The sequence below is a fragment of the Ruegeria sp. G12 genome, assembly GCF_056533565.1.
The window spans coordinates 271,187-296,776 of sequence record NZ_JBQFOO010000007.1; the positions used below are offsets into that span (position 1 = coordinate 271,187).

The 25,590-nt window shown below is 56.9% G+C and carries 19 protein-coding genes and 1 pseudogene; 8 read left to right on the top strand and 12 right to left on the bottom strand.

Going from position 1 to position 25,590, the window contains the following annotated elements; all coding sequences use genetic code 11:
- Window positions 1-62 precede the first annotated feature (62 nt).
- Window positions 63-809, bottom strand: a complete 747-nt coding sequence (locus ACR0JN_RS16920) for a CDP-alcohol phosphatidyltransferase family protein (RefSeq protein ID WP_480887373.1) — start codon at window positions 807-809, stop codon at window positions 63-65.
- A gap of 75 nt (window positions 810-884) precedes the next feature.
- On the bottom strand, window positions 885-1,619 hold the full coding sequence (locus ACR0JN_RS16925; protein ID WP_480887375.1) for an endonuclease/exonuclease/phosphatase family protein: 735 nt from the start codon (window positions 1,617-1,619) through the stop codon (window positions 885-887).
- 85 nt (window positions 1,620-1,704) lie between these two features.
- Here ACR0JN_RS16925 and ACR0JN_RS16930 point away from each other — a divergent pair, with 85 nt between their 5' ends.
- On the top strand, window positions 1,705-2,289 hold the full coding sequence (locus tag ACR0JN_RS16930) for a YceI family protein (RefSeq protein ID WP_480887377.1): 585 nt from the start codon (window positions 1,705-1,707) through the stop codon (window positions 2,287-2,289).
- A gap of 182 nt (window positions 2,290-2,471) precedes the next feature.
- Here the strand turns inward: ACR0JN_RS16930 and ACR0JN_RS16935 are convergent, their stop codons facing one another.
- Entirely contained in the window at window positions 2,472-4,532 is a 2,061-nt protein-coding gene (locus ACR0JN_RS16935) for an adenylate/guanylate cyclase domain-containing protein (protein WP_480887379.1), read from the bottom strand.
- Between the two features lie 220 nt (window positions 4,533-4,752).
- Window positions 4,753-5,397 (bottom strand): glutathione binding-like protein, encoded by a 645-nt coding sequence (locus ACR0JN_RS16940; protein ID WP_480887382.1) that lies wholly within the window; start codon window positions 5,395-5,397, stop codon window positions 4,753-4,755.
- 161 nt (window positions 5,398-5,558) lie between these two features.
- Between ACR0JN_RS16940 and ACR0JN_RS16945 the strand changes: the two genes are divergently transcribed.
- Together ACR0JN_RS16945 and ACR0JN_RS16950 are read left to right on the top strand one after the other, a co-directional pair.
- Entirely contained in the window at window positions 5,559-6,695 is a 1,137-nt protein-coding gene (locus ACR0JN_RS16945; protein ID WP_480887383.1) for an efflux RND transporter periplasmic adaptor subunit, read from the top strand.
- An 8-nt stretch (window positions 6,696-6,703) separates the two neighbouring features.
- Complete coding sequence (locus tag ACR0JN_RS16950) at window positions 6,704-9,823, top strand: efflux RND transporter permease subunit (protein ID WP_480887385.1); 3,120 nt, start codon at window positions 6,704-6,706, stop codon at window positions 9,821-9,823.
- Window positions 9,824-10,363: 540 nt separating this feature from the next.
- Here ACR0JN_RS16950 and ACR0JN_RS16955 read toward each other — a convergent pair.
- The 4 genes from ACR0JN_RS16955 to ACR0JN_RS16970 all read right to left on the bottom strand — a co-directional run bounded on the left by ACR0JN_RS16955 (window position 10,364) and on the right by ACR0JN_RS16970 (window position 14,652).
- Entirely contained in the window at window positions 10,364-11,254 is an 891-nt protein-coding gene (locus tag ACR0JN_RS16955) for a carbohydrate ABC transporter permease (RefSeq protein WP_480887387.1), read from the bottom strand.
- 7 nt (window positions 11,255-11,261) lie between these two features.
- Window positions 11,262-12,173: a carbohydrate ABC transporter permease gene (locus ACR0JN_RS16960; RefSeq protein ID WP_480887388.1), complete on the bottom strand. Its 912-nt coding sequence runs from the start codon at window positions 12,171-12,173 to the stop codon at window positions 11,262-11,264.
- A 63-nt stretch (window positions 12,174-12,236) separates the two neighbouring features.
- A complete protein-coding gene (locus tag ACR0JN_RS16965; protein WP_480887390.1) occupies window positions 12,237-13,514 on the bottom strand; it encodes an ABC transporter substrate-binding protein in 1,278 nt (425 codons plus the stop codon).
- Between the two features lie 28 nt (window positions 13,515-13,542).
- Window positions 13,543-14,652, bottom strand: coding sequence for an ABC transporter ATP-binding protein (locus ACR0JN_RS16970; RefSeq protein WP_480887391.1), 1,110 nt, complete (start codon window positions 14,650-14,652; stop codon window positions 13,543-13,545).
- Between the two features lie 202 nt (window positions 14,653-14,854).
- Here ACR0JN_RS16970 and ACR0JN_RS16975 point away from each other — a divergent pair, with 202 nt between their 5' ends.
- The 3 genes from ACR0JN_RS16975 (at window position 14,855) to ACR0JN_RS16985 (ending at window position 17,722) form a co-directional block, all read left to right on the top strand.
- Window positions 14,855-15,508 carry a GntR family transcriptional regulator gene (locus tag ACR0JN_RS16975; RefSeq protein WP_480887393.1) on the top strand — a complete coding sequence of 218 codons (654 nt, stop codon included), beginning with the start codon at window positions 14,855-14,857 and terminating at the stop codon, window positions 15,506-15,508.
- 9 nt (window positions 15,509-15,517) lie between these two features.
- On the top strand, window positions 15,518-16,678 hold the full coding sequence (locus ACR0JN_RS16980) for a mandelate racemase/muconate lactonizing enzyme family protein (RefSeq protein WP_480887394.1): 1,161 nt from the start codon (window positions 15,518-15,520) through the stop codon (window positions 16,676-16,678).
- A 207-nt stretch (window positions 16,679-16,885) separates the two neighbouring features.
- Window positions 16,886-17,722 (top strand): DUF2189 domain-containing protein, encoded by an 837-nt coding sequence (locus tag ACR0JN_RS16985; protein ID WP_480887395.1) that lies wholly within the window; start codon window positions 16,886-16,888, stop codon window positions 17,720-17,722.
- A gap of 384 nt (window positions 17,723-18,106) precedes the next feature.
- Here ACR0JN_RS16985 and ACR0JN_RS16990 read toward each other — a convergent pair whose 3' ends face one another.
- Window positions 18,107-19,732 (bottom strand): AMP-binding protein, encoded by a 1,626-nt coding sequence (locus tag ACR0JN_RS16990; RefSeq protein WP_480887398.1) that lies wholly within the window; start codon window positions 19,730-19,732, stop codon window positions 18,107-18,109.
- A gap of 288 nt (window positions 19,733-20,020) precedes the next feature.
- Between ACR0JN_RS16990 and ACR0JN_RS16995 the strand changes: the two genes are divergently transcribed.
- Window positions 20,021-20,920: a LysR family transcriptional regulator gene (locus ACR0JN_RS16995; protein WP_480887400.1), complete on the top strand. Its 900-nt coding sequence runs from the start codon at window positions 20,021-20,023 to the stop codon at window positions 20,918-20,920.
- A gap of 46 nt (window positions 20,921-20,966) precedes the next feature.
- Here ACR0JN_RS16995 and ACR0JN_RS17000 read toward each other — a convergent pair whose 3' ends face one another.
- The 3 genes from ACR0JN_RS17000 to ACR0JN_RS17010 form a co-directional block, all read right to left on the bottom strand.
- Window positions 20,967-21,950, bottom strand: coding sequence for a peptidoglycan-binding domain-containing protein (locus ACR0JN_RS17000; RefSeq protein WP_480887401.1), 984 nt, complete (start codon window positions 21,948-21,950; stop codon window positions 20,967-20,969).
- 321 nt (window positions 21,951-22,271) lie between these two features.
- The gene (locus tag ACR0JN_RS17005) at window positions 22,272-22,889 is read right to left on the bottom strand and encodes a response regulator transcription factor (RefSeq protein ID WP_480887403.1); all 618 of its coding nucleotides are present in this window, start codon (window positions 22,887-22,889) and stop codon (window positions 22,272-22,274) included.
- A complete protein-coding gene (locus ACR0JN_RS17010) occupies window positions 22,886-25,273 on the bottom strand; it encodes an ATP-binding protein (protein WP_480887405.1) in 2,388 nt (795 codons plus the stop codon). The genes ACR0JN_RS17005 and ACR0JN_RS17010 overlap by 4 nt, the downstream gene beginning before the upstream one ends.
- A gap of 207 nt (window positions 25,274-25,480) precedes the next feature.
- Here ACR0JN_RS17010 and ACR0JN_RS17015 point away from each other — a divergent pair.
- Window positions 25,481-25,590 (top strand): annotated as a pseudogene (locus tag ACR0JN_RS17015) (TAXI family TRAP transporter solute-binding subunit); the annotation flags it as partial.

The following is a 25,590-nucleotide window of genomic DNA, read 5'->3' on the forward strand; positions in this document are numbered from 1 at the left end:
ATTGGGCAGAACCAGAACGCAAAAGATCAAGCCAGCACCGAGGCAGAGAGATAGCCACATCCTCATGAGGCGCGGCGCAGCAGCCAGTGGATATCGACCCCGAAGGAATAGCACAACGCAATCGACGCGCCGATCGATAGCGGTGCGATCAGCACGACCGGTGTCAGCGGGCATACGAGTATCAGCAAGGCGGCGATCTGCACCACGCAGATGACCTTGCGCCGGAACGAAGGCGGAAGGTCTCTGCGCAATTGCGGCAGTGCCCATCCGGCTACGACAAACGCGTAGCGGGCAAAGCCGAGGATCAGCACCTCGGCCTGCGTGGTTCCCGACAACATCAGCCAAAGCGCCAGAGTGGCCCCCAGCGCGGCGTCCGTTTCCATGTCGAACCGCGCGCCGAAATCCGATTGCAACCCTGAGCGGCGCGCAAGCCATCCGTCCAGCCCGTCCATCGCAAACGCAATCACGCCGATGCAGAAGACCAGCCAAACAGGGACAGCATCCGGTGCAAACAAGATGCCGAACAACAAGGCGACCAGAGCGACCCGAAACAGCGTGACGGTGTTGCACAAACCCAGCACATCATAGGGATATCGATTGGCAAGACCCCAACCGGCCGCCGCCGACGCTGCAAAGAAGGCTGCCAGAGCCCACAGCGCTGATGGCAAAATCCACAAGGCGACAAGCGCCAGCCCAAACGCGATCAGAACAGTCTGACCTGCAAAGACGAACAGGGGGGACAGCGGGCCGTCGAAGTGATGCGCCTTTGTCGCGGAGTATTGAGTTTGGGCTTTGGATCGAACTGACATAACTTCTTGTAAACTAGCGCGGGTTTTTGATGTGGCTAATGTAATAACAACCGGTGCGCGCGATTATTCAGGTGATCACGAAACCGTTACCTTGGCAATCAAGGGCAAATGGTCGGACGCCATGCGCAGATTTGGTGTGTTGCAGGCCGCGGCGTTGGATATCGCATCCTGACGGTCCGTTAGAATCCGGTCCAGCGGCAGGATGGGGCGTTGTGCCGGAAAGGTGGCGCGCGCTGGTCCCCAAAAGGGCTGCCCGACAAGGCGCGGATGAAACATCAGACCACCCCAGGGCCGCCATTCGTTGAAATCCCCCAACAAGATGTTTTTCGTTTTGGGGCGGCGGCGCAGGTATTGTCCGATAATACGCATCTGTACGATCCGCAAAGGTTGAAACAGGGACAAATGGGTCGAAAGGATGCGGACCGGAATGCCGTCACACCGTGCCTCGACAACCACGGCACCGCGATGACAATGACCTGGAAGATCAAGAACGTCCTTGTGGGTTATCTCGTATTGCGGGTTTAGAAACAGGATTGTCCCTAAAAAACCGTCGCTTTCGGGCCCCCACCGCATCCTCGGTTCCCGGTTCTGGTACGACAAGCCGGTGTTGGCTCTGATCCGGTCCATGTCCAGAATGCGCGCATGCGGGCGGCATTCACCATCGGCTTCTTGCAACGCCAAAACATCCAGCCCGAGCGGAGCCAGATTTTGGGCAATGGCCTGATGGATACGGTCAGGATCGACAAGCCCGTCGCCCCCTTTGGCGCGGTGAATATTCCATGTTGCGCAGATCAATCGGGTCGGGCTCATGGTGTTTGCTTTATCGGCGCGGTTTGCGGACTATATCAGAGTTTCGACACAGTCATTTAGTTCAACGACCTGTAAGGGGCCAGCCATGCGCAATCTTGCTTTGGGATTTCTGATCGCAACCACTCCATTTGCTGCTGCTGCCGAAATGGCCAGTTACGAACTGGACCCCGATCACACCACGGTGTTCTTTACTGTGGATCACGTCGGATATGCCAAGACGCTGGGTGTTTTCGGAACGGTCGAGGGTACGTTCGACTATGATGCCGAGACTCAGGAACTGGCGAATGTACGAGTCTCTATTGATGCCAACAGCGTCGATACCTTTCACGATGCGCGCAATGGGCACGTAAAGAACAAGGACTTTCTGAACGTACCAAAATTTCCAGAAATTACCTTTGTGGCCAGCTCGGGAACGGCGCAGACTGAAAACGCGGGCACGGTTACTGGTGATCTGACGATTCTGGGAGTCACCCGGCCAGTGACGCTGAACGTGACGCTGAACAAGGCGGATGCCTATCCGTTCGGGCATAAACGCTTCGTGCTTGGTCTTTCAATTGATGCGGTTGTCCAACGCAGCGATTTTGGCATGACCTATGCCGTCGACAATGGATTGGTCGGCGATCGAGTGGATATCACCATTGAAACGGAAGCGATGCAGGTCGGGTCCTGAACCGGCCTTGTTTCACGGTGCCGAAGCGATGCAAAAGACGTGTTTCGATCTGGTTGACCCCATCATTCGGCATCGGCGATTCGGTCAACTGCAAACCGCATCTCGTAATTGCTGCGTTGGGCAGAGTCCCTTCGTAGTTGCCGGAATACACGTTGCGCAGGCGCGGGTCGCCTGAACCCTAGCTACCGCTTCTTGTCTGTATTCGTGACCGCGTGCCAATTGTCTGATGGAGGGCTGTCCAACAGGTCCTGGGCGCGAGACATCATTACGACTGAGGCAGGATCACCGTTTCGGGCCCGGTCGGTGGCTTCAAATGCGGCAATAGCCTTGTCGAACCGTCCGGCTCGATAGTGTGCAAGGCCCTGTTCATAGCTCTGTATCCAGTCCAGCGACCCGTGGAATCCATCCGCCATCGCAACCAGTTCATATACCACCAATTCTTCGGTGCGCCCGAATACCGTCAGCGTATCCAACTCGCGCGAGACGATTTTATCGGCCGCCTGGCGTCTTGTTTCCGGGCCAATCAGAATCAGCGTGCCATAGTCCTTGTTAGCCCCTTCCAACCGGCTGGCCACGTTGACCACATCGCCAATCGCTGTGTAGTTCAACCGTTGCTCTGACCCGATATTGCCAACCAGCGCCTCGCCGCTGTTCAGTCCGATCCTGACATGCAGGGGATTGCCATCGTCGTCTTTGATCCCGGCCTCCTTCACGGCGGCAACAAGGTCGAGCGCCGCGCGGCAGGCGTTTTGGGCGTGGTCGACATCTTTGCGCGGCGCACCCCAAAACGCCATCACAGCATCACCCATGAATTTGTCGATCGTTCCACCGTTCTGCGCGATGGCTTCGGACGCTTCGTTGAAAAAAGGCTCCATAAGCTGGACAATCTTCGGGCCAAGTTTCTCGGACAGTCCGGTGAACCCGGTGACATCGCAGAACAACACGGAAATCTGTTTCATGTCTCCGCCCGGCTGGGTCTTGATGCCCTCGGCGACCAGCATGCGCACCAGATCAGTGGGGACATACTTTCGAAAAGCAGAAAGACCCGCGGCCATGCTGGCGGTCGCGGCAGAGAGGTTGGCAAGCTCGGACAGTTTCGAGGGCCTGCGCGATATGCGTTCAACATCAAAACGCTCGATTTTGCTCAGGTCTTCGGCAATGTATGCCAGCGGCTGCGCGATGACTTTGCGGACAAGCCAGATTGCCATTCCGGTCGCGACCACGACCACTCCGATCAAAATATAGAGCAGGTTAATCAATGTCTTGTCGATGCCGGACAGAAAGGCGGATTCTGGAATGACTGTGGCGACGCGCCAACCATAGAACCCCAAAGGTGTCAGGGCCACGGCGTAAGGCACGCCGTCGATGACGACGCGATTTGTTAAAGTGCCCGGAGCGTTCGTGCCGGGGGCACCCAGCAGGTTTTCCCCTGCGATCATGGCGACCTCATAAAGTTTGCCTTCGCCCATGCGGGCCGGTGTAACCTCATCCGCCTGGGCATCCGGTACGGCAATCACTTTGCCATCGGCGTCCAGAATGAATGCGGCCCCGAATTCGCCCGGCGCAAGGGTCGCCAGAAAGCGCGAGAGGCGGTCGGTTTCAATCGCAACCGCAAGAACGCCTTGCCGCCTTCGGTTGACATCTATGGGACCGGCATAGGTGTAGACGGTCTTTTCGCTTCCCGGCAGGTCGCGCGCTTCGATCCAGCCTGTGGATTCGAGGCCCATGAAGTTCTCAAACCAGGCATGTTCGCGCGGGTCATAAGTTGTTTCGGTAAAACTCCGCTCTTCGAACTGGATGTCACCGGGAATGAATATGTAGCGATCCTTTCGCAACTGCCGGTCGCGGATATTCTTGTCGATTTCGATCATCTCAAGCCCGCCGTCGCCCAAACGATGCGACGCGAAAAAATTCCCGTCCGGCCAGCCAAAGAAAATCCATGAAATATTCGGTTGTGCCTGCAATTGCGACAAAAACACGAACTCTCGCTTGTCGGCTTGCCGCGTCGCGATGACGTTCTGGACAAAGATCGTACGCACGGCGGCCCAGGCGGCCTCGGCTGATCGGAGCGTGACGCCCACTTCGATGCGGACCGTGTTCGCAATTTGGCTGTTGATTTCAGCCGCAAGCATACGGCTGTTGTCGCGCGCCGTTGTCCACCACAGGGAATGGACAATAATGGTTGATACGCCGATGGAAATGGCAACCAGTATTGATACGGCGATGCCTACGCTAATTCGCATCAAAGCTCCGCAAGTAGGGACAGGTGGCTCAGTATTGAATTGAGACAGCCCAGAGAGCAAAGCCTAGTTTGCCATAGCGTTGAAATCTCACGCAACTGTTAGGTGAAGCGATCTGTACCGCTTGTGAAACAGGCAACCGAGCCGCTTTTACGAAACATCGCGTGGATTTTGTTACATCGTAGATCGCAACACAGTCTAAGGCCGCGCGCCCGGCTTCAGGTTACGCCGCAAAAAGGTTCTGACATATATCTCGATCCAACTGCCTGTCTTCGTCGATCAAAGCCCCGATGGCGCGCCGTCCCAAAACACGCTCGCGATAAGCGTCGAGATTCGGGAACATGGTGTGATCGACCCGCGCATAACCGGATAGGACAAAGAACCAGGCCAGATACGCATCGGCGGCTGAAAACCTGTCGCCCAGAAGATATTTCCGGTCCGTCAGATGGCTATCCAGCAGCTTTAAGCGCGACGGCATCAGGCCGCGTACGCGGTCTTTCACCTCGTCCGTTGCTTCTTGATAAAAAACAACGCGAAACAGACCCTTGTGCAGTTCGGTCGCGCAAAAGGCCAACCAGCGCAGCATCTGGAAATAGGCGGGATCAGACGGCGCGATCCGGAAGCCTGGGTTGGTGGACTGCGATTGAATCCAAGTTAGGACGGTCGAGGTTTCGGTCAGTTTCGTGCCGTCCTCAAGCTGCAGAACGGCAACCTGACCCAGCGGGTTTATATCGTACAGCGAGCCTCCGGCCTGTGTTTTCTTGGTGGTCAGGTTCACCAGCGCAAGATTCAGACCAACCGCCCCTTCGGCCGCGGCGAACCGGGCCGCCAATGAGCATGTGAGCGGCGCGTGATAGAGGGTTGTCATATGCGCCTCATTCCCTTTTTACGGCCGTCAGTCTAGCCAGGCTCGTACGATTGCCGCCGCGCAGTTTTCGCACGACAGGCTTTCAACCCTAGCGCAAGCCGTGCAACTACAACAGCCACATTTACGTTGCGCCGTTGCAGCGCGGCGTAAATAGTGAACCCATGAAACCTTATGCTCAGAGCGTCGCGTGCTGGAAGAAACGGACCGGCTGGCTGCTTTGCGTCCTCGCCGCAACAGCAATTGCGGACATGGCCGCCGCGCAGGCACAAACGTCTTCCCCTCCCAGCGTGATCGTGGCGTCTGCTGCGATGCAGGATATCAAAAAGCAGGACGATTTTGTGGGTCGGGTGGTTGCCGATCAAAGCGTTGACCTGCAAGCCCGGGTTGAAGGCGTCCTTGAAGAGGTCAATTTCACCGAAGGTGGAATGGTGGCCAAGGATGACGTTCTGTTCAGAATCGAGAGGCGAACATACCAAGCCAGCGTGGCCAGAGCCGAGGCGGAGCTAAAAAGCGCGCAAGCCGCAGCGCAACGCGACAAGACGGCACTGGAACGACAGCAGGCCCTGTTTGAGAAAGGCGACATCTCGCAGTCCGTCCTGGACGCGGCACGTGCCACCTATGCCGAGGGTCAAGCTGCGGTTGATGAGGCTGAGGCCAATCTGAACATTGCCCGGATCAACCTGGATTATACTGAGATTGTCAGCCCTTTGGACGGACGTATCGGATTGTCGACGGTGGATGCCGGAAATATCGTCAATTCGGACAGCGGCGTTTTGGCGACGGTCACAAGCATCGATCCGATGTTGGTCAGCTTTTTTGTCAGCGAACCGGTCTTGCTGCAAGAACGCCGCAACGGTTCGATCACTCCGCAAGGTATCAAGCTGAAAACCCGGATCACTCTGGCCGATGGTGAAAGATACTCTGCTGAAGGTCAGGTCTCTTTTGTCGGTGACTCGGTCGGGCAAGACACAGATACGATTGAATTGAGAGCCACGTTCCCGAACCCCGACGGTCTTTTGATCCCGGGCCAACTTGTCACTGTTGGCGTTATTGGTTCCGATGACAACAAGGTGCTGACAGTGCCGCGTAACGCGGTGCAATTTGACAAGCAGGGGTATTTTGTTTTCGCGGTCGATGACAAGAACGCCGTTCACCGCAAGGATATCGAGATCGGCCTTCAGACCGCCACCACAACGCAGGTCACCTCAGGGATCAAAGAGGGCGATCGGGTGGTTGTGCAGGGCTTGCAGAAGATTCACGATGGATTGGTCGTAAAACCGGTTGATAGCCAGGGATAGGAACGGGCTTGATCTCTCATTACTTTATCGACCGACCGCATTTTGCTGCCGTCATCGCGATTCTGATGGTGTTGTTCGGCGCGGTATGTGTCCGGTTGATGCCGATTTCAGAATATCCCGACATTACGCCAACACAGATCTACGTGACCGCCAGCTATCCGGGGGCAGATGCGCAGGTCATTCAGGAATCGGTTGCAACGCCCATTGAGGAACGCGTCAACGGCATCGAGGGTATGCTCTACATGCGGTCCAAAAGTTCGAACGATGGTCAGTATGATCTGAGTGTGTCGTTCGAACTGGGTACAGATCCAAATGTTGCCGCGGTCGAGGTGCAGAACCGGATTGCTTTGGCCAGTTCGGAACTGCCGTCGATTGTGCTGCAGCAGGGCATCGAAGTTACAAAACAATCCGGCAATATGATCGTGGTGATCAACCTGACCTCGCCCGATGGATCACGGGATGAGTTGTATCTGAGCAATTACGCTGCCGATTTTCTGCACGACCCCCTGCAACGCCTGCCCGGTGTTGGCGGTGTCTCGCAGTTCGGCCAGTTGGAATACAGCATGCGGGTCTGGATCAACCCTGTACGCATGGCCGCGTTGAACATCACGGCGGCCGAGATCGCCGAAGCGATAAGGAACCAGAACGTCATTGCTACGGCAGGGCAGGTTGGTGCCCCTCCGTTTGGGGACGCGCGCACAGACTTTCAGTTCAAGTTGCGCGCCGAGGGTCTGCTGCGCGATGCCGAGGCGTTCGGACGGATTATCATCGCGACCGGCGACAACGGATCGGTCACGCGGCTTGAGGATGTGGCCCGGATCGAACTGGGATCGGCCACCTATTCAGGATCGTCCCAGTTGAACGGTCAGGACACTGCGGCAATTGCCGTGCATCAGGAAAGCACGGCCAATGCGCTGGAAATCTCGGACCGCATCCAAGCGCTGCTGCAAGAGATGTCGCCAAAGTTCCCGCAAGGCGTTTCCTACAAGATCACCTATGACGTTACGGATGCCGTTAGGGTGTCAATTGCGGATATCCTTAGGACGCTCGCGCTGACCGCCGGTCTGGTGATTGCCGTGACCTTCTTCTTTCTGGCCAGTTTTCGCGCAACCCTTGTGCCCGCAATCGCGGTTCCGGTGTCTCTGCTGGGGGCGGTTGCACTAATCTATGCCATTGGATTCAGCGCCAACATGATCACTTTGTTTGCGCTGGTGCTGGCGATCACACTGGTCGTGGATGACGCGATCATCATCATCGAAAACGCCGAGCGCATTCTGAAAGAGGAAAATCTGGAACCGCGCGCGGCCACGCTAAAGGCAATGTCGCAGGTGAACCGGCCAATTGTTGCAACCACCTTCGTTCTGGCTGCGGTGTTCGTGCCGGTTTGCTTCTTTCCTGGCGTGACTGGGACCATCTATTTTCAGTTCGCAGCGACCATCATTTTTGCGTTTGTCCTGTCCGCCGTAAACGCACTGACGCTAGCCCCGGTTTTGTGTGCGATGGTTCTGAAATCCGGAACCAAACCCATCGGGCCGTTAAGGTTCGTCCCCGCAGCCGTTGGGTGGATCAGGCGTTTGTACATGCGTCTTGTCGCATTGATGTTGCACTACATTGTTCTGTCGCTGCTGGTATTCGCGGTTTGCGTCGCAGCAACCGTCTATCTTTTCAAGACGGTTCCCACTGGCTTGATTCCGCAGGAAGACAACGGCGTTCTGCTGGCTTCGATGCAATTGCCGGATGGGGCGTCGTTGCAACGGACGCAAAGGTTCATGTCGAAAGCTGGTGAGGTGATAGAAAAAGTGCCCGGCGTAGAAACGGTGACCACGGTATCCGGCGCAAGCATGTTGGCCGGGGGCAGGTCCAATGCGGGCATGGCGATTGTCACCTTGTCCCCCTGGGACCAGCGGACAAGCCCGGATCTGCAGTGGCATGCCATCATGAAAAATCTGGACAGGCAATTGGCTGCTTTGCCCGAGGCCGAAAGCTATGTCTTTCCCTTCCCGACCATTCACGGGCTGGGCTCGACCGGAGGTATCTCGGTCGAATTGCTGGATCTTCAGCAGGACGACGGCAGCAATTTGGGCTCCGTGATGAATGCACTCGTAACCGCGCTGAACGCCGCGCCCGAATTTGTCCGCGCGCATGGCAGTTTTTCGGGTCAGACACCGCAATATCGCTTGTCGGTAGACCGAGACCGTGCCGAGACGCTGGGCGTCAGTGTTTCTGATATCTTCACCGCCTTGCAGGCCAACCTCAGTTCCTACTTCGTCGATAATTTCATTCTGTCCGAGCGGGTCTATTGGGTCATCATCTCTGCAGACGCACAGTTTCGGCAGACGTTGAGCGCTGTAGACAACATCTATGTCAAAAACACCGCCGGTGAGTCGTTGCCCCTGCGCAACTTTGTCAGTAGTGAGCCGGTTCTGGCGCCGGACTCCATCCCACGTTACAACCTCATAACGGCGGCCTCGGTCAGTGCGCAACTGGCGGATAATGTCAGTTCGGGCGCGGGGATTGAAGCTGTGCAGCGGATTGCAGACCAAACGCTGCCGGACGGTTTTCGGATAGAATGGTCCGGCGTAACCCAGCAAGAAGTGAAGTCGAAAAACCTGGTGCCCTATATCATGCTGTCGGCGCTGATCCTGGCTTATCTGTTTCTGGTGGTGCTGTATGAAAGCTGGGTCCTGCCTTTCGCGATCATCACCTCAGCCGTCTTTGCCTTGCTGGGCGCGCTTATTCCACTGGCGTTCTATCCGTTTCTGACCAGCAACATCTTTGCGCAGGTCGGGATGGTTCTGCTGATCGGTCTTGCGGCCAAGAAAGCCATTATGGTTGTTGAATTTACAAACCAGGAACGTCTGTCCGGGGTCAGCATCAAGGACGCAGCCCTGAAAGCTGCTGAGATCCGCTTTCGCCCTGTCACCATGACAGGTCTGTGCTTTATCATCGGTGTTCTGCCGCTGGTCCTGGCCAGTGGGGCCGGTGCTGCAGCCCGGACGTCTATCGGTTATCCGGTCCTGTTTGGAATGATCGTTGACAGTACACTTGGCCTACTGATGATCCCGGTGCTGTACACGGCGTTTCAGTCACTTAGGGAATATCTCGTGCATCTGGGAAACAGGGCATAGCCCTATCATCATGGGTGCCGGTAAAGCCCGTGGCGCGGGTTGCGACGATTCCAGAGTGTCTATGTCCGACGGTCCTGCAACATCGTACAGTGTGGGGGGCTTGACCCTGTGGTTTGATGATGTGGTTCTTTCGTAGGACTGGACGGAAACACTATGGGAAAGAATTGCTTAAGGTAGCCTCGACGACGCACGCCATCCGAACCCACATACAGCGATAACGCGCCGCTTATTTCGGAAATCACTTGTCCTCATTGGACCTTCTTTGAAGAAATAGAGCTTCACTCAGACATGTTGAAGATATTCGAAATGCCAAATCACTCGTCTGACGCGCTGCTGACAGTTTACGCCGCGATGTAGGACGCCGAATACTATTCTTTTGAAGATGACATGTTTATCGGAAACTTGAACCAGAGCGAATTCAAAAGCCTCGGTCTTGATCTTGTTGGTAAGCGGAAGGGTCAGCCAAGTTTCGCCAGCAAGTTAGATGGTAAGACGGGTTCCTGGTTCAGGCGCTAAAATGCGTCTGACATTGATGAAACGTCACCCTTTCTCGGCACCTGCATTGAGGCCGGATCTTACGTATTTCTGTGAGACGAGGAAGACCAGAATAATGGGCAGCACCACCAGAATTGCGGCCTGAATGGCCTCTGGTTGGCCAACGGGCAGGTTGTTTGCAGCCTCTTGCGGATTCAGCGCGCCGGACGAGTTGATCAGCGTTGTCAGCCCGACGGGAAGGTTTTGCTTGTCGTCATCCGAGATCAGTACGAAGGCCAGAAAGTAGTTGTTCCAGTTGTTGACGAAACTGAAAAATGCCACCAACGCCAGCAGGGGTTTTGCCAGCGGTAACGCCATATGAATGAAACACTGGAAGTGGCCACACCCGTCGATCCGCGCGCTTTCTACGACACTTTTGGGCAGTGACGTCGTGTAATAGATATAAGACAGGTAGACACCGAAGGGAAAGAAAGACGACGCAAGGATCAGGCCCAGATACGTGTTCGTCAGGCCCAGCATCGTCATCTCAAGAAAGATCGGAAGGATAATCGCCTGCGATGGCGTGATCATCGCCACCAACGTCATGATGAGGATCATCTTGCGACCGCGGAACTCCGACATTGCCAACGCATATCCGGCCGGGACGCAGGACACGAGGGTCAGTGTCACGCTGCCAACCGTGTAAATGACCGAGTTCGCAGCCCAGGTCAGCATCTGGAAATCGTTGTAGCCCGCCAGGTTCAGAAAGGTCTCTTTCATTGCCGCGAAGCTGCCCAAGGCAAGGGGTGGGTCTGAGATCAGAGAGCTTTCGGATCGAGTTCCTGCGATGAACAACCACAGCAATGGCAAGCCATAAACGACAACAAAAAAGGCCAGAATCGACCGGATCACAAAGGAACTCAGGCGCAGTTTGTTTTTTGGAAGCAACGTATCCATGACGGGTCTAGTCGATTTTGTAGAAACGGGTGGCGAAGATCAGCGTGAAGGCGATGATCAGGGGCAGGACCAGCGACAAAGTACTGATCGCGGCGGCGACACCGAAATCGCCAAAGCGGAAAGCATAGAAATAGGCCAACTGTGTGACCGACCAGTCAGGCTTGTCGAATTGACCACCTGCCAGGGACATCAGATGCGGTTCGACGAAAATCTGCATACCAACCGCCAGTGTCATGATCGCCATCAGCGTGATTGTCTTCGAGATCATGGGGATCTTGATACGCGTAGCCATTTGCCAGGGGTTCGCTCCGTCGATCCGCGCGGCCTCGAGGATGTCGCGCGAAAGGCCGGACAATGCGCCGCCCAGTACCACGATCCAGCCACCGGAATTCCCCAGGAACCCCATCAGCGCAAATATCCAGACCTCACCCAGGCCGCTGATCGTGCTTTGCCGGTTGTCCCAACCGACCGCCTCGAACACAAAACCGAAGGGTGAGACCAGCGGATCCAGAAGGAACAGCCACAACACCACGACAGCTGATGACGCAATCGCGCCGGGCATGAAATAGACCGAACGGATCACTGCGGCGGGACGCTCGGATAAGGTGTCCAGCAGCAGCGCCAGCAGCGTGACACCGATCACCATCATAGACACCCAAATGACAACATACTGCAAAACATTCCAGATGGCGGGTACGAGGCGGTAGTCGTTCAGAGCTTCGCGATAGTTGGTCAGGCCCCAGAACACGTTCTCGAAAGTGTCAAAAAAGCTGAGCCCGAACGCGTAAAGCACAGGGAAAACCGCAAACATCACCATCAGCGCCAGATAGGGAAGCAATAGGACATAAGACACCAAAGTCTGTCGGCGCGCCGCTTTCCGCTTGCGGTTCTCTCGCTCGGTTTTCGTGAGTGATGACATGGTCGCCCAGCCTGTTGCGATGGACGCGCCGCAGGCTCTGGCCCGCGGCGCGTTTCGTTTTGTTTAGTCGGTGACGACCTTGTAACCCGCTAACTGCGCGGCGTTCACAAACTCTTCCTGCAGCTGTGGCAGCAAGGATTCAAAGGTTGCACCGCTGGCCAAATCGTTGACCACTGCCTTGGTGAAACTGGCGCGGGTGTCCAGCCGCAGCGAGGCATAGCCGGGATGCCCGAAAGCGGCGGCGTCAACCATGGTGCCGAACGAGCCGTCGGTGGCGTAGTAACCAGAGCCGTCAAACGCCTCGCCCCACTCGACCGAGGCGGGCTGATAAGCGGGCATAGTGACAGCGGTGCGGTTCACGTCTGCATCCGTCGTGACGAATTTCAGCAGATCGATGACCTCGTCCGGGTGCTCGGTGTCTTTCCAGCCGCCCCAGACGCCGCCACCCCAGCTCCAGATCAGCGGGTCGTCCTGTGCCGCCCATTTCGGGGTCATTGCGACACCAGTCATGCCATCGGTGAATTCGTAGCGACGTTTGATGATGAATTCACCAAACCAAGTCGGACCGGGGATCATCAGAAGCTTGTTGGATTTCGCCAGTTCCAGGAACTCTGGATCGAATGGGGCGACACGCGCCAATGCGCCCGAGGCCAGCATCCGGTCTACCAATTGTGCGGCCTCAACGCATTGCGGGGCCGTGGCATTGATCTTCAGGGTTTCAGGGTCATCCGCCAGCGGAACTGCCAGTTCGCACCCGTTAGAATAAAGGAAATTCATCAGCGGAATATGCATGGCAGCGGCACCAGAGACGATACCGGAGCCATCGGAGGCAGCAGCGGTGCCAACGGCTTCATATTCTTCCCAAGTGGTCGGGACGTTCAGCCCGAGCTCCTGCATCAGAGGTGCGTTATACCACAGCATGAAATGAGCCACATCGTTGCGCAGGCAGATCAACGACCCGTTGGCCTTTTCGCAGGGGGCAAGCGACGTGGGATAGAAACCATCCACTGTGTCCTTATCCACCTTGTCCGAAAGCTCCATCAGGTAGTTCGCGCGCCGGGTCGAAAGTTGGGCGGCGAAATTGACGTCTTGCATGAATATCGCATCCGGAACACCTTCGCCGGACCGCAGGGCCAGCTGTAATTTGGCCACCATTTCGTTGCGCGCGATCGAGACGAACTCGACGTCGATGTCGTCTCTAGCCTCGTCAAAGGCCTGAAAGAACGGCTCGCGGACAGGATCGCCCCAAACCAGAAGCTTGACCTTGTCCTGAGCGAAACTGCTGGTCGCGCACAGCACGGCAGCGCATCCGAACGCTAGTGTTTTTATGGTTTTCTTCATCCCAATTCCTCCCTCTTGGGGTGTCTGTCTATGGCTTGGCTGGCGAGCACCGGTTTCCCTGCGGATTGAAAACATCAATCCGATCTGCGGAAACCGTCAGAGTGACGGTCGTGTCCGTCTGAATCTTGCGTTTCTGAAAAGTCTGAACTGTCAGGTTCGTCCCCAGCCCCGCGTTGACATAGGCGTAGGTGATGTTGCCCAGCCGGTCCGCGATTTCGACGGTTCCGTGCAGGTTCAGGACGTTGTCTTGGTCGCTGTCTGCGTCGGTAATGTGAAGTTCTTCGGGGCGAATGCCCAAATCAATCTTGTCACCCTCAGAAAGGCCGGAGGCCGTCAGGGTGATCTGGGCATCCGGAAGCCCGTCGATCCGGGCCACAACGCTGTCGCCCACGGACGACAGAACGGTAGCGGCAAGAAAGTTGATTTTGGGCGAGCCGATGAAACCTGCCACAAATTTGTTCGTTGGCGCATTATACAAATCGTCAGGTGTGCCGATCTGCTGCACCTCGCCGTAGTCCAGCGCAACGATCCGGTCGGCCAATGTCATCGCTTCGGTCTGGTCATGGGTTACATAGATCATCGTGGCCCCGATTTCACGGTGCAGAGTCTCGATCTCCAACCGCATCTGAGTGCGAAGGGCTGCATCGAGATTGGACAATGGCTCATCAAACAGGAACACTTTGGGCTTACGCACAATCGCGCGACCAATGGCGACGCGTTGGCGTTGCCCACCGGACAATTGCGCAGGCGACCGGTCCAGAAGCTCATCCAGATGCAGGATACGGGCCGCTTCCATCACGCGCTCATGCACTTCGGTCTTGGGCATTTTTGCAAGACGCAGGTTGAAGGCGATGTTGCCGTAGACGTCCATATGCGGATAAAGCGCATAGTTCTGGAACACCATGGCGATTCCGCGATCCGAGGGCTCGTCGTAAGTGACATCCCGGCCTTCGATCTCAATGACACCGTCCGTAACCGATTCAAGCCCTGCAATCATGCGTAGAAGTGTGGATTTTCCACTGCCGGACGGGCCTACAAACACGACAAACTCGCCCGTGTCGATTTCAAGGTCCACGCCGTCGAACAGGTCGACGGTCCCATAGGACTTTTTGATATGCGACAAAGTCACCTGAGCCATGTTTCAGGCCGCCTCCCACGCTTAAATTCAATCCGCCAACCCTGTCACGGAAGGTATCGACTTGAGCGGAGCCTAAAACGTAAAACTATTTATAGCAACTTTAAATATATTTAAAAATACATCTGAACGATTGACTGTATGTTTTAAGTCGGTGATTATTGGGTAATTCTGATGACAGATCAGCCCGGAGCGCCGCGCGGCAATGAAAATCACGCAAAAATCCCAAGATCTGGAAAGGTTCGTGCAGGCCATCCTGTCCGAGGATATCAAGGTGGGTGAGGTAATCCGCCAGGCGGAACTGTGCGAAATTCTGGGCACCTCGATGTCGCCCTTGCGTGAGTTGCTGGTGCTGCTGGAAGAGTTGGATCTGGTCGAGGCCAAGCCGCGCGCCGGATTCAAAATCATCTACCCGGATTTCGATTTCATGCGTGAAAACATGCAGTTTCGGGTGATGATCGAAAACCATGCGGTCGGGTTTTTTCTTGAGGTTGTCACAGACGAATGGATTGAAGATCAGATCGCGCGCCATATCGAGGCCTTGAAAGGTCTGGAAACCACCGACGACCTGACTGAACACAATGCCTTCATTCTGGATTTCGACCGCGACTTTCACCGCACAATTGTGGCTTCGATGAAGAACAAGGCGATTGCCAAGGCGCATGAATACACGCAAACCAAACTGCGTATTGCGCGGCAGGTACATCGCCGGGTGCCGCCGAGACGGATTAACGTCACCGCGATGCAGGATCATCTGACTATTCTGGATGCGCTGAAATCCCGTGATCTTGCGGCCGTTCAAAAGGCATTGGATGCGCATTTTACGACTTCGGCCCGCAATACTCTGGTCGGTTATTAGGACGACGACATGATCCCCTCAGACCCCGACCCAATTACGATTGACCGTGTGCAGGCATTTGCCGTGTCCGCGCGTCCGCCGGTCGGTCCCGAATCCTCGCTGGGTACGATGCCCGTGCGCAACGGTCTGTTGATTGCGTTGACTGACCGGGATGGTGTGACCGGTTGGGGAGAGATCTGGTGCAACTTCCCGCCCCGGGGCAATCTGGCGCGGCAGAACCTGATGCAAGACGTCATAGCTCCGCATCTGATCGGGGCGCGGTTTGACACTTACTCGGATTGTCGTGAGGTCCTTGAAAGAGACTTTGCGCGGATGGTCATTCATACCGGGGAATACGGACCTTTTGCCCATTGCATGTCGGGTATCGATACGGCGATGGCCGATATTGCCGCGCGGCGACGGGGCGTTCCGCTATGCGCGCTTTTGTCGACCAACACGCCTGCGTCCGTTCCCGTCTATGCCAGCACTCCGAACCTGGCGGACATGGACACATCCCTGGAAGAAATCATCAGGGATGGACATAGGGGTGTAAAACTGAAGATTGGCCATGGGCTGACCAAGGATTGCGAAATTCTCCGGGATGTGCGTTCGATTGCCCGGGATCGGTTAAAGATCATGGTGGATGCCAACCAGAACTGGTCGGTTCCGGATGCGATCGAAACCGTGACTGCGTTGTCAGATGCCGGGCTTGGGTTTGTCGAAGAACCGCTGCGCGCAGATGCCCCGCTCAGCGATTGGGCCGAGTTGGCGCAAGCCGTGGATGTACCCATTGCCGGAGGTGAGAATATCACATCTCTGACCCGGTTTCAGGAGTTCATGGGCGCGGGTAAACTGGGTGTGGTTCAGCCTGATGTCGCCAAATGGGGCGGAGTCAGCGGCAGTTTCGCCGTTGGGCAACATGCGGCAAAATCTGGTGCCACATGTACGATGCACTACATGGGAACCGGGCTTGGTCTGGCAGCATCGGTTCACGTTCTTGCCGCCGTGGGCGGCGAGGGGCTGGTGGAACTGGATGCAAATCCGAACCCCTTAAGAACTGAACTGGGGGAAATCGACCTGACGGTTTCAGAGGGCCGGGTTGCCGTTCCGCATGGCCCTGGCATCGGTTTCGTGCCGGACCCCGCTGCGATCAAGACCTTGTCGGTTGGCAGTTTTGATATGTCGCGCTGACGGGCTTTCAGCCGCTGCCGGAGCGCATCTCAAACTCTGGTTGCCGCGTTTGTTTCCTCACTACCGTCCAGCAACTCGACTGCTGTACTCCGCCCTTGTCCTTATGCCTTAGCTGCTGCAGACTTATACACAGAAGGGATGTCTGTTTCGCCGCCGAGTCTGGTGGCAGACGAACCAGCGCGGGCCATCCTTTAGGAGGAGTGTGTCATGACATCCAAAACCGCAGGTTCGACACCACCAGATAATCTGACACCGCAGCGGGCCGTGCCCAAGGTCAACAAGGTGACGGCTGATGATATCTCCGCGTCGCTGAAAGCCGGGTTTTCCGACTTTCTGGCACGCCCTGTCATGAGCGGTTTCTTCGGCCTGTTCTACGCGGTTTTTGGACTGCTGTTTGTCTGGAGCCTGATCTGGCTCGGTAAGATCTGGATGATCATCCCTGCCATCGTGGGCTTTCCGCTGGTGGCACCTTTCGCGGCTGCCGGGCTGTATGACATATCCCGACGGTTACAGAAGAACGAGAGTTTCGGCTGGTCCGAAATCCTCACCGTTATGGCCGATCAGCGCAAGCGCGAGATGGGCTGGATGGCCTTTGTCACCCTGTTCATTTTCTGGGTTTGGATATATCAGATCCGGCTCTGGCTGGCGATTATCCTGCAGAACGCGTCGTTCTCGGATTTCGACGGGTTCCTGAACGCCGTGTTCTTCACGCCGCAGGGCTGGACCTTTCTGTTTATCGGCACCTGCGTCGGCGCTTGTCTGTCAGCGGCCCTGTTCACGGTGACGGTCGTCGCCATGCCCATGCTGCTGGACCGGGAAACCAACTTCGTATCTGCCATGCTGACCTCGATCCGCGTCGTCACGGAAAACCCGGTGGTCATGCTCAGTTGGGCGGCGATTATCTCGGTCACCATGCTGTTGTCGCTGGTTCCAGCGTTTCTGGGCCTGATCTTCACCCTGCCGATCCTTGGTCACGCCACATGGCATCTCTATCAACGAGCCGTGCCACCGGCAGAGGAAGAACCTGCAGAGCCGCCTTCCTGAGTTGTTGCGGCCTCAATCAAAAAGTTTGGCTAAATTCCAGCCTTTGCCAAAAGGTGCCATCAAAGCATGCCGCCTAGATGGGATTTGATTGTGGCCCGAAATAACAGTGCGTTAACGCATCTCGCATATCTTGGATCTGTTGCCTCAAACAGAGAACAAAATGGCTTTTATATCCGAGATACATTGCCGGACTGCTGATCTAGATATCAGCGACAGCACAACGCATGAACTTGTAGAAATCACTTTGGGGCCTGGTGATGACACCGCTGATTTTTTTCTGGTGGGGAGGGCGCCCTTAAGGATGGGGCAGAGGACAACATGCAGGCGACGGGATTAAGTAATGCCGAGGTCGCGCAAACGTGCAGTTGGTGTGACTGAGCGGGCCTACTCCTTTGCGGATCTTGCGACGTCGCGCAGTTGAAATTTCTGGATTTTCCCGGTCGAGGTTCTGGGCAGATCGGCAAAGACAACCGCCTTCGGTGCCTTGAACCCGGCCAGGCTGTCGCGGCAGAAACTGATGATCTCGGCCTCGGTGGCGTTATGTTCGGGACGCAGTTCGACGAAAGCACAGGGCACCTCGCCCCATTTGGGATCGGGCTTGGCGACAACCGCTGCCGCCTGCACCGCAGGGTGACGATACAGCACCGCCTCGACCTCGACCGACGAGATATTCTCACCCCCGGAAATGATCACATCCTTCAAGCGGTCGCGGATCTGGATATAGCCGTCAGGCTGCATCACCGCAGCGTCACCGGACCAGAACCAGCCGTCTTTGAATGCCTTTCCAGTCGCCTCAGTATCTTTGTAATAGCCTTTCATCACGGTGTTGCCGCGAATGGCGATTTCACCCTGCGTTTCGCCGTCGCGCGGGACTTCTTTCCCGGTTTCGCTGTCCAGAACGGTGACATCTTCGACCATGGGAAATGCGATGCCTTGCTGAGCCTGCAGTTGAGCCTGCTCGGTTGGGTGCTTTTCATCCCACTGATCCTGCCAGAGGCATTGCGAGATATGGCCGTAGGTTTCGGTCAGGCCGTAAACCTGCATGACATCCAGCCCCATCGCCTTGGTCTTTTCCAGAACCGACGGGGGCGGGGGCGCACCGGCGGTCAGAACCCGGATCGGCGGGTCGAACGGGGCGGTCCCGGCCTCTTCGTGTTCGGCGATCATCTGTAGCACGATCGGTGCAGCGCCCAGGTGGGTAACGCCATGGGTGCGGATGGCATCCAGAACCTTGTCCGCTGCCGGGTTGCGCGTGAAAACCTTGGCGCCACCCAGAATTGCCATCATCCAGGGATGGCCCCAGCCGTTGCAGTGGAACATGGGAACCACCGACAGGTAGACCGGATAATGCGGCATCTCCCACGCGGCCACGGTCCCCAACGCCATCAGGTACGCGCCGCGGTGATGATAGACCACGCCTTTGGGGCGACCGGATGTGCCAGAGGTATAATTTAGCGCTATAGCATCCCATTCGCTGGCCGGTGCATTGGAAAGGCCCGGATCGATGGGCGCGGTTGTGAGTTCCTCGTAATCCCGCCCACCCAGTGATTCAGAGGCAGGCGCATTGGGATCGTTGACCTCGACCACCGGAATGGACCGACCCAGCCGTTGAAAGGCCTGCGACAGCAACGGGATAAACTCGCGGTCAACGATTACCAGCTTTGTGTCCGCATGATCTAGGATGTAAGCGATCGTCTGTGGTTCGAGGCGGGTGTTCAGAGTATTCAGAACCGCCCCCGACAAGGGCACTGCAAAATGCAGTTCGAACAACTCGGGGATGTTCGGGCAAAGCACCGAAACCGTGTCGCCCTTTTCCAGCCCGAGCGCGCTGAGACCGCTGGCGATGGCGCGGACGCGCGTGCCGACTTCAGCCCAACTGCGCCGCAAATCCCCGTAGATTACCGCGACACGATCACCATGTATCGAATTGGCCCGAGACAGAAACGACAGTGGTGATAGCTGCACGAAGTTGGCTGCATTTTGCGTCAGCGCTTCATAATTTTTTTGCATGGCCTTTCCTCCCAAAACGACCAAATCACAGTTTCTTGGTTTGTCGACCAATTTTGCAGCGCAGACTTTTCAGGAAGAGACCTCAATGAGAAAATTGACGCCTGACACGACCTGCCCCAAACCCTTCGACGGTTGACTGCAGTGAGGCTGAGCAGGCCTCGGTCGTATCCGGATCATTAACGGCACATTGTGGTTTTTCTGCCTGATCAATTTCTGATTGGGGTTGTTTAATTTGAACGCTTCATCTGTAAAATACGGAAAAATTTTGAGGGGGTATCGAATTTTTCGATGTCACGACGCACGCCGACGCTGAAGGGCCTTCGCGCCTTTGAAGAAGTTTACATCCTGGGAAATTTCACGCGTGCAGCCGACGCGTTGAATGTCCAGCAACCCGCGGTCAGCTATCAGATCAAGCAGCTAGAGCGTGATCTGGGCACCAGTCTGTTCCTGCGCAAGAATGGCGGGCTTGAGCCAACGCCTCCGGCGCATGACTTGTTCCAATCAGTCTCACGCGCTTTTGATAATATCCGCGAAACATCGGCGCGCATCCGGCGCACCGATCAGAAACAGGTGTGGACAATTGCGACCTATGCAGGTGTCGGCACCCATTGGGTTTCACCGCGCCTTGCCGCGTTGTCGGAACGGCTGAGCGTCCGGACGAAAGTTGTGACCCTGATCGCGGATGCCGATCTTTTCCGCGAAGGGGCGAATTGCTGGATCGCATTCGGCGATGGCAACTGGCCGGGGTTCGATTCGCGCCTGTTGATCCGCGAAAGGGTTTTCCCGGTCGCCTCGCCCAGCGTGGCCCGGCAGATCCTGAATCTGAAGGATCGCGTGGACACGGCGGGAATTCCACTGATCGAGCAAGAAGACCCCGAAAACCGCTGGCTGGATTGGCAAGCCTGGCTGAGCAGCGGTACCGAAAACTGGATATTTACTGACAACCGGATCACCGTGAACGATCACGGCATGGCGTTACATCTTGCCTTGGCGGGCTCGGGGATCGCCTTGGGATGGGCCGGTGTCATCCAAGACCACCTGACTGCAGGTAGTTTGGTGCAGCTGTCCGCTCATGAGGCGACTTCGTCCAACGGCTACTGGTTACTGGGACGCGAAGGGTTTTTTCAAACCGAAGAGGGGCGGGCAGTGTTTGATACGCTGAACGGAGAAGCCGAAACCACCGATTGACACTTGGCTTTGGGGGTTGTGTTCCAACAGGCGCGGCTGGCTGAATTCAGGATTTCGCCGCATAAAACGAGCATCGGTTTGAATCCCGGCCGCTCATTGTAAGCTTTTGATCAGCAATGGTTCCGACAACCTGAACACGCCCTAGAAGCAGGCCCCAATTGATGTCACCCGACATTTTGCGACCGTTCAAACGGCCCGAAAACTGCCCGCGAAACCCCTGCGATTGCTGAACGCGTCCGGTATATCTGTTTCCCCCGGCATGGCCGACATTCAGGACGCCGGTGATCGTGGTTCGTCCCAGCGCGCTAGAAGCTCCGCATTTCGTAGTAAAGCGCCACGTTCCGGACAGGTTCGCGGGACCAAGTGCGATTGGCGGCGGCGGTGTATAAAGACGCTCATTTTCCGGGTCGGCACGCCAAGTGTTCAACGCCGCCTCGGAAGTGGCCCGAAGACGCAGATGCTGGTCACCGCTCAGATATCCGGTCGGATCGAGGCCCTGGCTTCGTTGCCAGGCTTTTAACGCGGCGCGGGTCCCGCGACCGGCGACACCATCGATCCCGTTGGGATCGTAACCCAGAACCAGCAGGCGCGCCTGTAGATCGCGAAAACCCTGTTTATCAAGCCCCAACAAAGCCTCAGTTTCCTCGGTTCCGGGCGACATCGGCAGAGGCGCAGTTGCAGCCTGTCCCGAATGTAACGGCGGCAACGTGAGTTGCGCTGGTTGGTTCTTGATTGTCGTTGGCGCAAGCCCATTGCTGACGAGCCATCCATTCAGCGCAACTATATCGATCGCGCCAACCGGTTCGGCCGCCTGCACACTTACGGCCAGATCTGATGACGGATATTCATTTACGATCCGGTCCAGAAGGTTTTTCACCGCAATCAGCGAGGCAGGTGAACCGTTTGCGCGCACATAGATCCGTTCGGCCTCTGCCAGCAATGCCTCGGGGCTTTGTTGTGCCGCGGTATCAGAGGCAAACGTGAGAATTAATGTTATCGTCAGTCCAAAACGACGCAGCCAGCCAACCATGCCAATACCTCATTAAACAATCACAATATGATGATTGGAGAGCTTGGCTTGGGAGTCAATGGCTACTCAACGCTCCAAAATCACAGCATGGGTGCGGTTCCGTCCTTGGATTAATCTGCTGGTGTTGCATCGCCGCGGCGGCCATTTTGGTTGAATGCGAACTGGCCCAAACCGCAGGTGAAACCATCAGACGATTGCGTGTTTTCGCGCCAACCAGATCGCCCTGTCGCGAATGTAAATCACCGTATCCGTGCGAAAGACCGACGCTTGTTGGTTTCCACATATCCAAAACTAAAATTCCGGCACCCATAGGGGCAAGGATTATTGCATCTGTGCGAACAGTTCATAAAGCTCGATGGTGGTTTTCACTCCGACCTTCTGCTGAATGCGCCCGCGGTGGATTTCGACCGTGCGTGGGCTGATGCCCAGTTCGGCGGCGATTTCCTTGCTCGATGTGCGGGCAGGGTGGGTCAGGATATGGTTCAGCACCTGTTCTTCCCGTTCGGTCAGCAGGCCACGTTTGTCCGCCAGTTCTTGCCGCCGGGCTTTTTCTGCGCGCAGTTGCGCGCCCACCGCCCACGCGGCCTCAATCCGTTCAATCAGAACAGCCAGGTCAAAGGGTTTTTCCAGGAAATCAATCGCACCCGCCTTGGTCGCCCGCACCGATTCCGGAATGCCGCCATGGCCTGAGATGAAAATAATCGGCAGGGTCGAATCGTGGCGGACCAGATGATCCTGCAACTCCAACCCGTCCATCCCGGGCATCCCATAGTCGAGGATCAGACACCCCAAGGCGTCATGCCTGACCTCGTTCAGAAAGGCCTGGGCGTCGCCGAAATGCTCGACCCACATCCCGCGCTTGCTGAGCGACCGCGACAAGGCGATGCGCACGTCGTCATCGTCATCGACAATGTAGACGGTCAGCGGATCGGGGCTCATTCCTCTGCCTCCGGTCGGTCGCTGCGGCGCAACGTGAAACAGAAGCACGCGCCCGAGGCGTTGGTCGCATCATGCCAGATGCTGCCGCCATTGGCTTTGACGATGGTCCGGCAGATCGACAGGCCTAAGCCCATACCGTCAGACTTCTGAGTGTCGAAGGTGTTGAACAGCGTCACGTCTGCAGCGACGCCCGGCCCGTTGTCTTTGATCTGAACCTCGACGTGGCTTTCGGCGGTTTGGGTGGTGATACTGATCCGAGCATCATCGCGCGGGTCACGGGCCAGCGCGTCAATGGCGTTGCGCAACAGGTTGACAAGCACCTGCGCGATCTGCGTCCGGTTGCCAATAACCGGGGGCAGGGCGGTTTCATCATAAGCAAGTTTGATATCATGCACCCGGGCCTCGGCCTCCATCAGGGTGACGGTCTGCCGGATCAGCCCGCCCAACTCGAACGGTGTTTGCCGCCCGCGATCCTTGCGGACCACTTCGCGCAGGGCGCGAATGATGTCCCCGGCGCGGCGCGATTGCCGGTCGATATCGGTCAGAATCTGGCTCAGCTCGGGGTCGGGATCGCCGATTTCCTCAAGCGTGATCTTGGCCGCGTCCACGTTGTAGGAAATCGCGCTGAGCGGCTGGTTCAGCTCATGCGCCAGCCCCGAGGCCATCTCACCCATCAGGTTCACCCGCGCCACATGCGACAGATCCCGGCTGAGGCGGCTGGCCTCGTCCTCGGCCTGTTTGCGGTCGCTGACATCATCGACAATGGCAACCGCGTGGTCCGGCACGCCGTTCTCGTCCCGGATCAGGATCGCATTCACCCGCAACCAGATGGTCGAGCCATCCTTGCGGACAAACGGGTTCTCGGCGATGAATTCGGAATCCTGCAGCAGCGTTTCGCGGAACTTGACCGCGATCTGCTGGCCGTCATCGGGCAGCGTTTCTGCCAGCGTCATGGCCTCTAACTCGCCGGGCTGATAGCCCATGATGTCACAAAGCTGCTCGTTCACCCGCAGGAACCGGCCCGTTTCCGGCGAGATCTGCGCCATCCCGCGCGAGGCCAGATCGAAGGTGCGGCCATAGGCGGTCTCGAACCGCTGCCGCTGGCGGACCTCCTGCGCCAGTGCGGCCCCGGTATCTTCCAGCTCGCGATAGGGGCTGTGCAACCCTTCCTCGGGCGTGATCTCACCGCTTGAAACGCGCCGGGTCTGGCTGGCGAAGCTGCGCACCGGGGCATAGATGCGGTCGGCCAGTGCCAGACCTATGGCGCCGGTCAGGATGGCGATGGACAGCGCGATCCAGATGCCCTGCACCCGGTTTTTCTTGATCTCGCCGATAAAGTTATCCTCGGCGGCGTAAAGCCCGATCAGCCAGTTCAGACCGGGTTCCGAGACCTCGATCAGCATGGCGACATAATCCTGCCCATCCAGTTCGAAATCCGTGTGAACCGGGCCATCGACACCCGCGTTGTCTTCCCGCACCAACGTGCCAAAGGCCTGACGCGCCAAAGCGTCGTTGATCTGGTCGACCATCGGCAGTTCCGGATTGTCGAAATCCGCATCCTGATCGATCAGAACCAATGTCGGATGCGCCAGAACCGAGCCATCCTCGTTCAGCACCAGTGCCGCGCCACGCCGGTCCGACCAGATGTCCAGCAGGAAGCCCGACAGCGCATCGATCTGGATGTCGATGCCCAGAATGGCGCGGATTTCGCCCGCATCGTCCAACACCGGCACGCCATAGGTAATCCCCGGCTGGCGGGTGGTGTAGAAGATGTAGGGCTGCGTCCAGATCGGGGCTTTCGCGGCATCGACCATCGTGAACCAAGGGCGGGTGCGGGCCTCATATGTGTCGGTCTGGGTCTCGGCGGTCTCCAGCAGGGTGAACCGGTCGTTGCGCCACTGAAAATCGGCCGGGTGTTCGGTGATCTCGGGCGCAAAGGGCGGGATGGTTTTGGTGCGGTAACGACCGGGTTCCTCGGTGCGCATCACATAGACAAAACGCCCGGTTTCATCGGCCAGATAAATCCCGGCCAGCTGCGGGGCCACCTGCAATTGCTGAAAGAAATGGCTCTCCAGCGCGGCGGTATCGTTGATGTCCAGCACATCGTTTTCCGCCAGCCGCCGCGTGGCATCCAGCACCTGCTGTGCCGGGTTCAGAAAGTTCTTAACCTGCCCGATGACATTGACACTGACCTCGTTCAGCGAAATGCGCGATTGCCGCAACAGCGCGTTTTCCGAGCTGACAAAGGTCGACAGCGTGACCGACAGCACCGCCACAAACTGCAGCCCCGCCAAACACAAGGCAAGCGTCGCGCGCAGCGACCTGCGCCTGCGGGCGGGTTCGGCCTGATCCCGGCGGAAATCCTGTTGCGCTGTGCTGTCCAATCTTCAATCCAGACCGTCTGTGCGGGTGGGCCGGGGCATCATGCCCGCCTCTCGACCCCCAAGCCTATACGTAATCTAACGTATAGACACGTGTTGTTTGGTTTCGCTTTCATCTTGGGCATCTGGGTGGCTGATTCCAAAACCGTGTTTTGGGTCAATCAGGCATTCCCATAAGGATCAAAAAAGACTGACAACAGGAGTGTCAAAGTGCTCAATAAATCTTCAATCACCGCCTTCGCCACGGCTGCTTTTCTCGCGCCTGCTGCGTATGCAGAGGAGTTTATCACGATTGGGACGGGTGGTGTTACGGGTGTTTA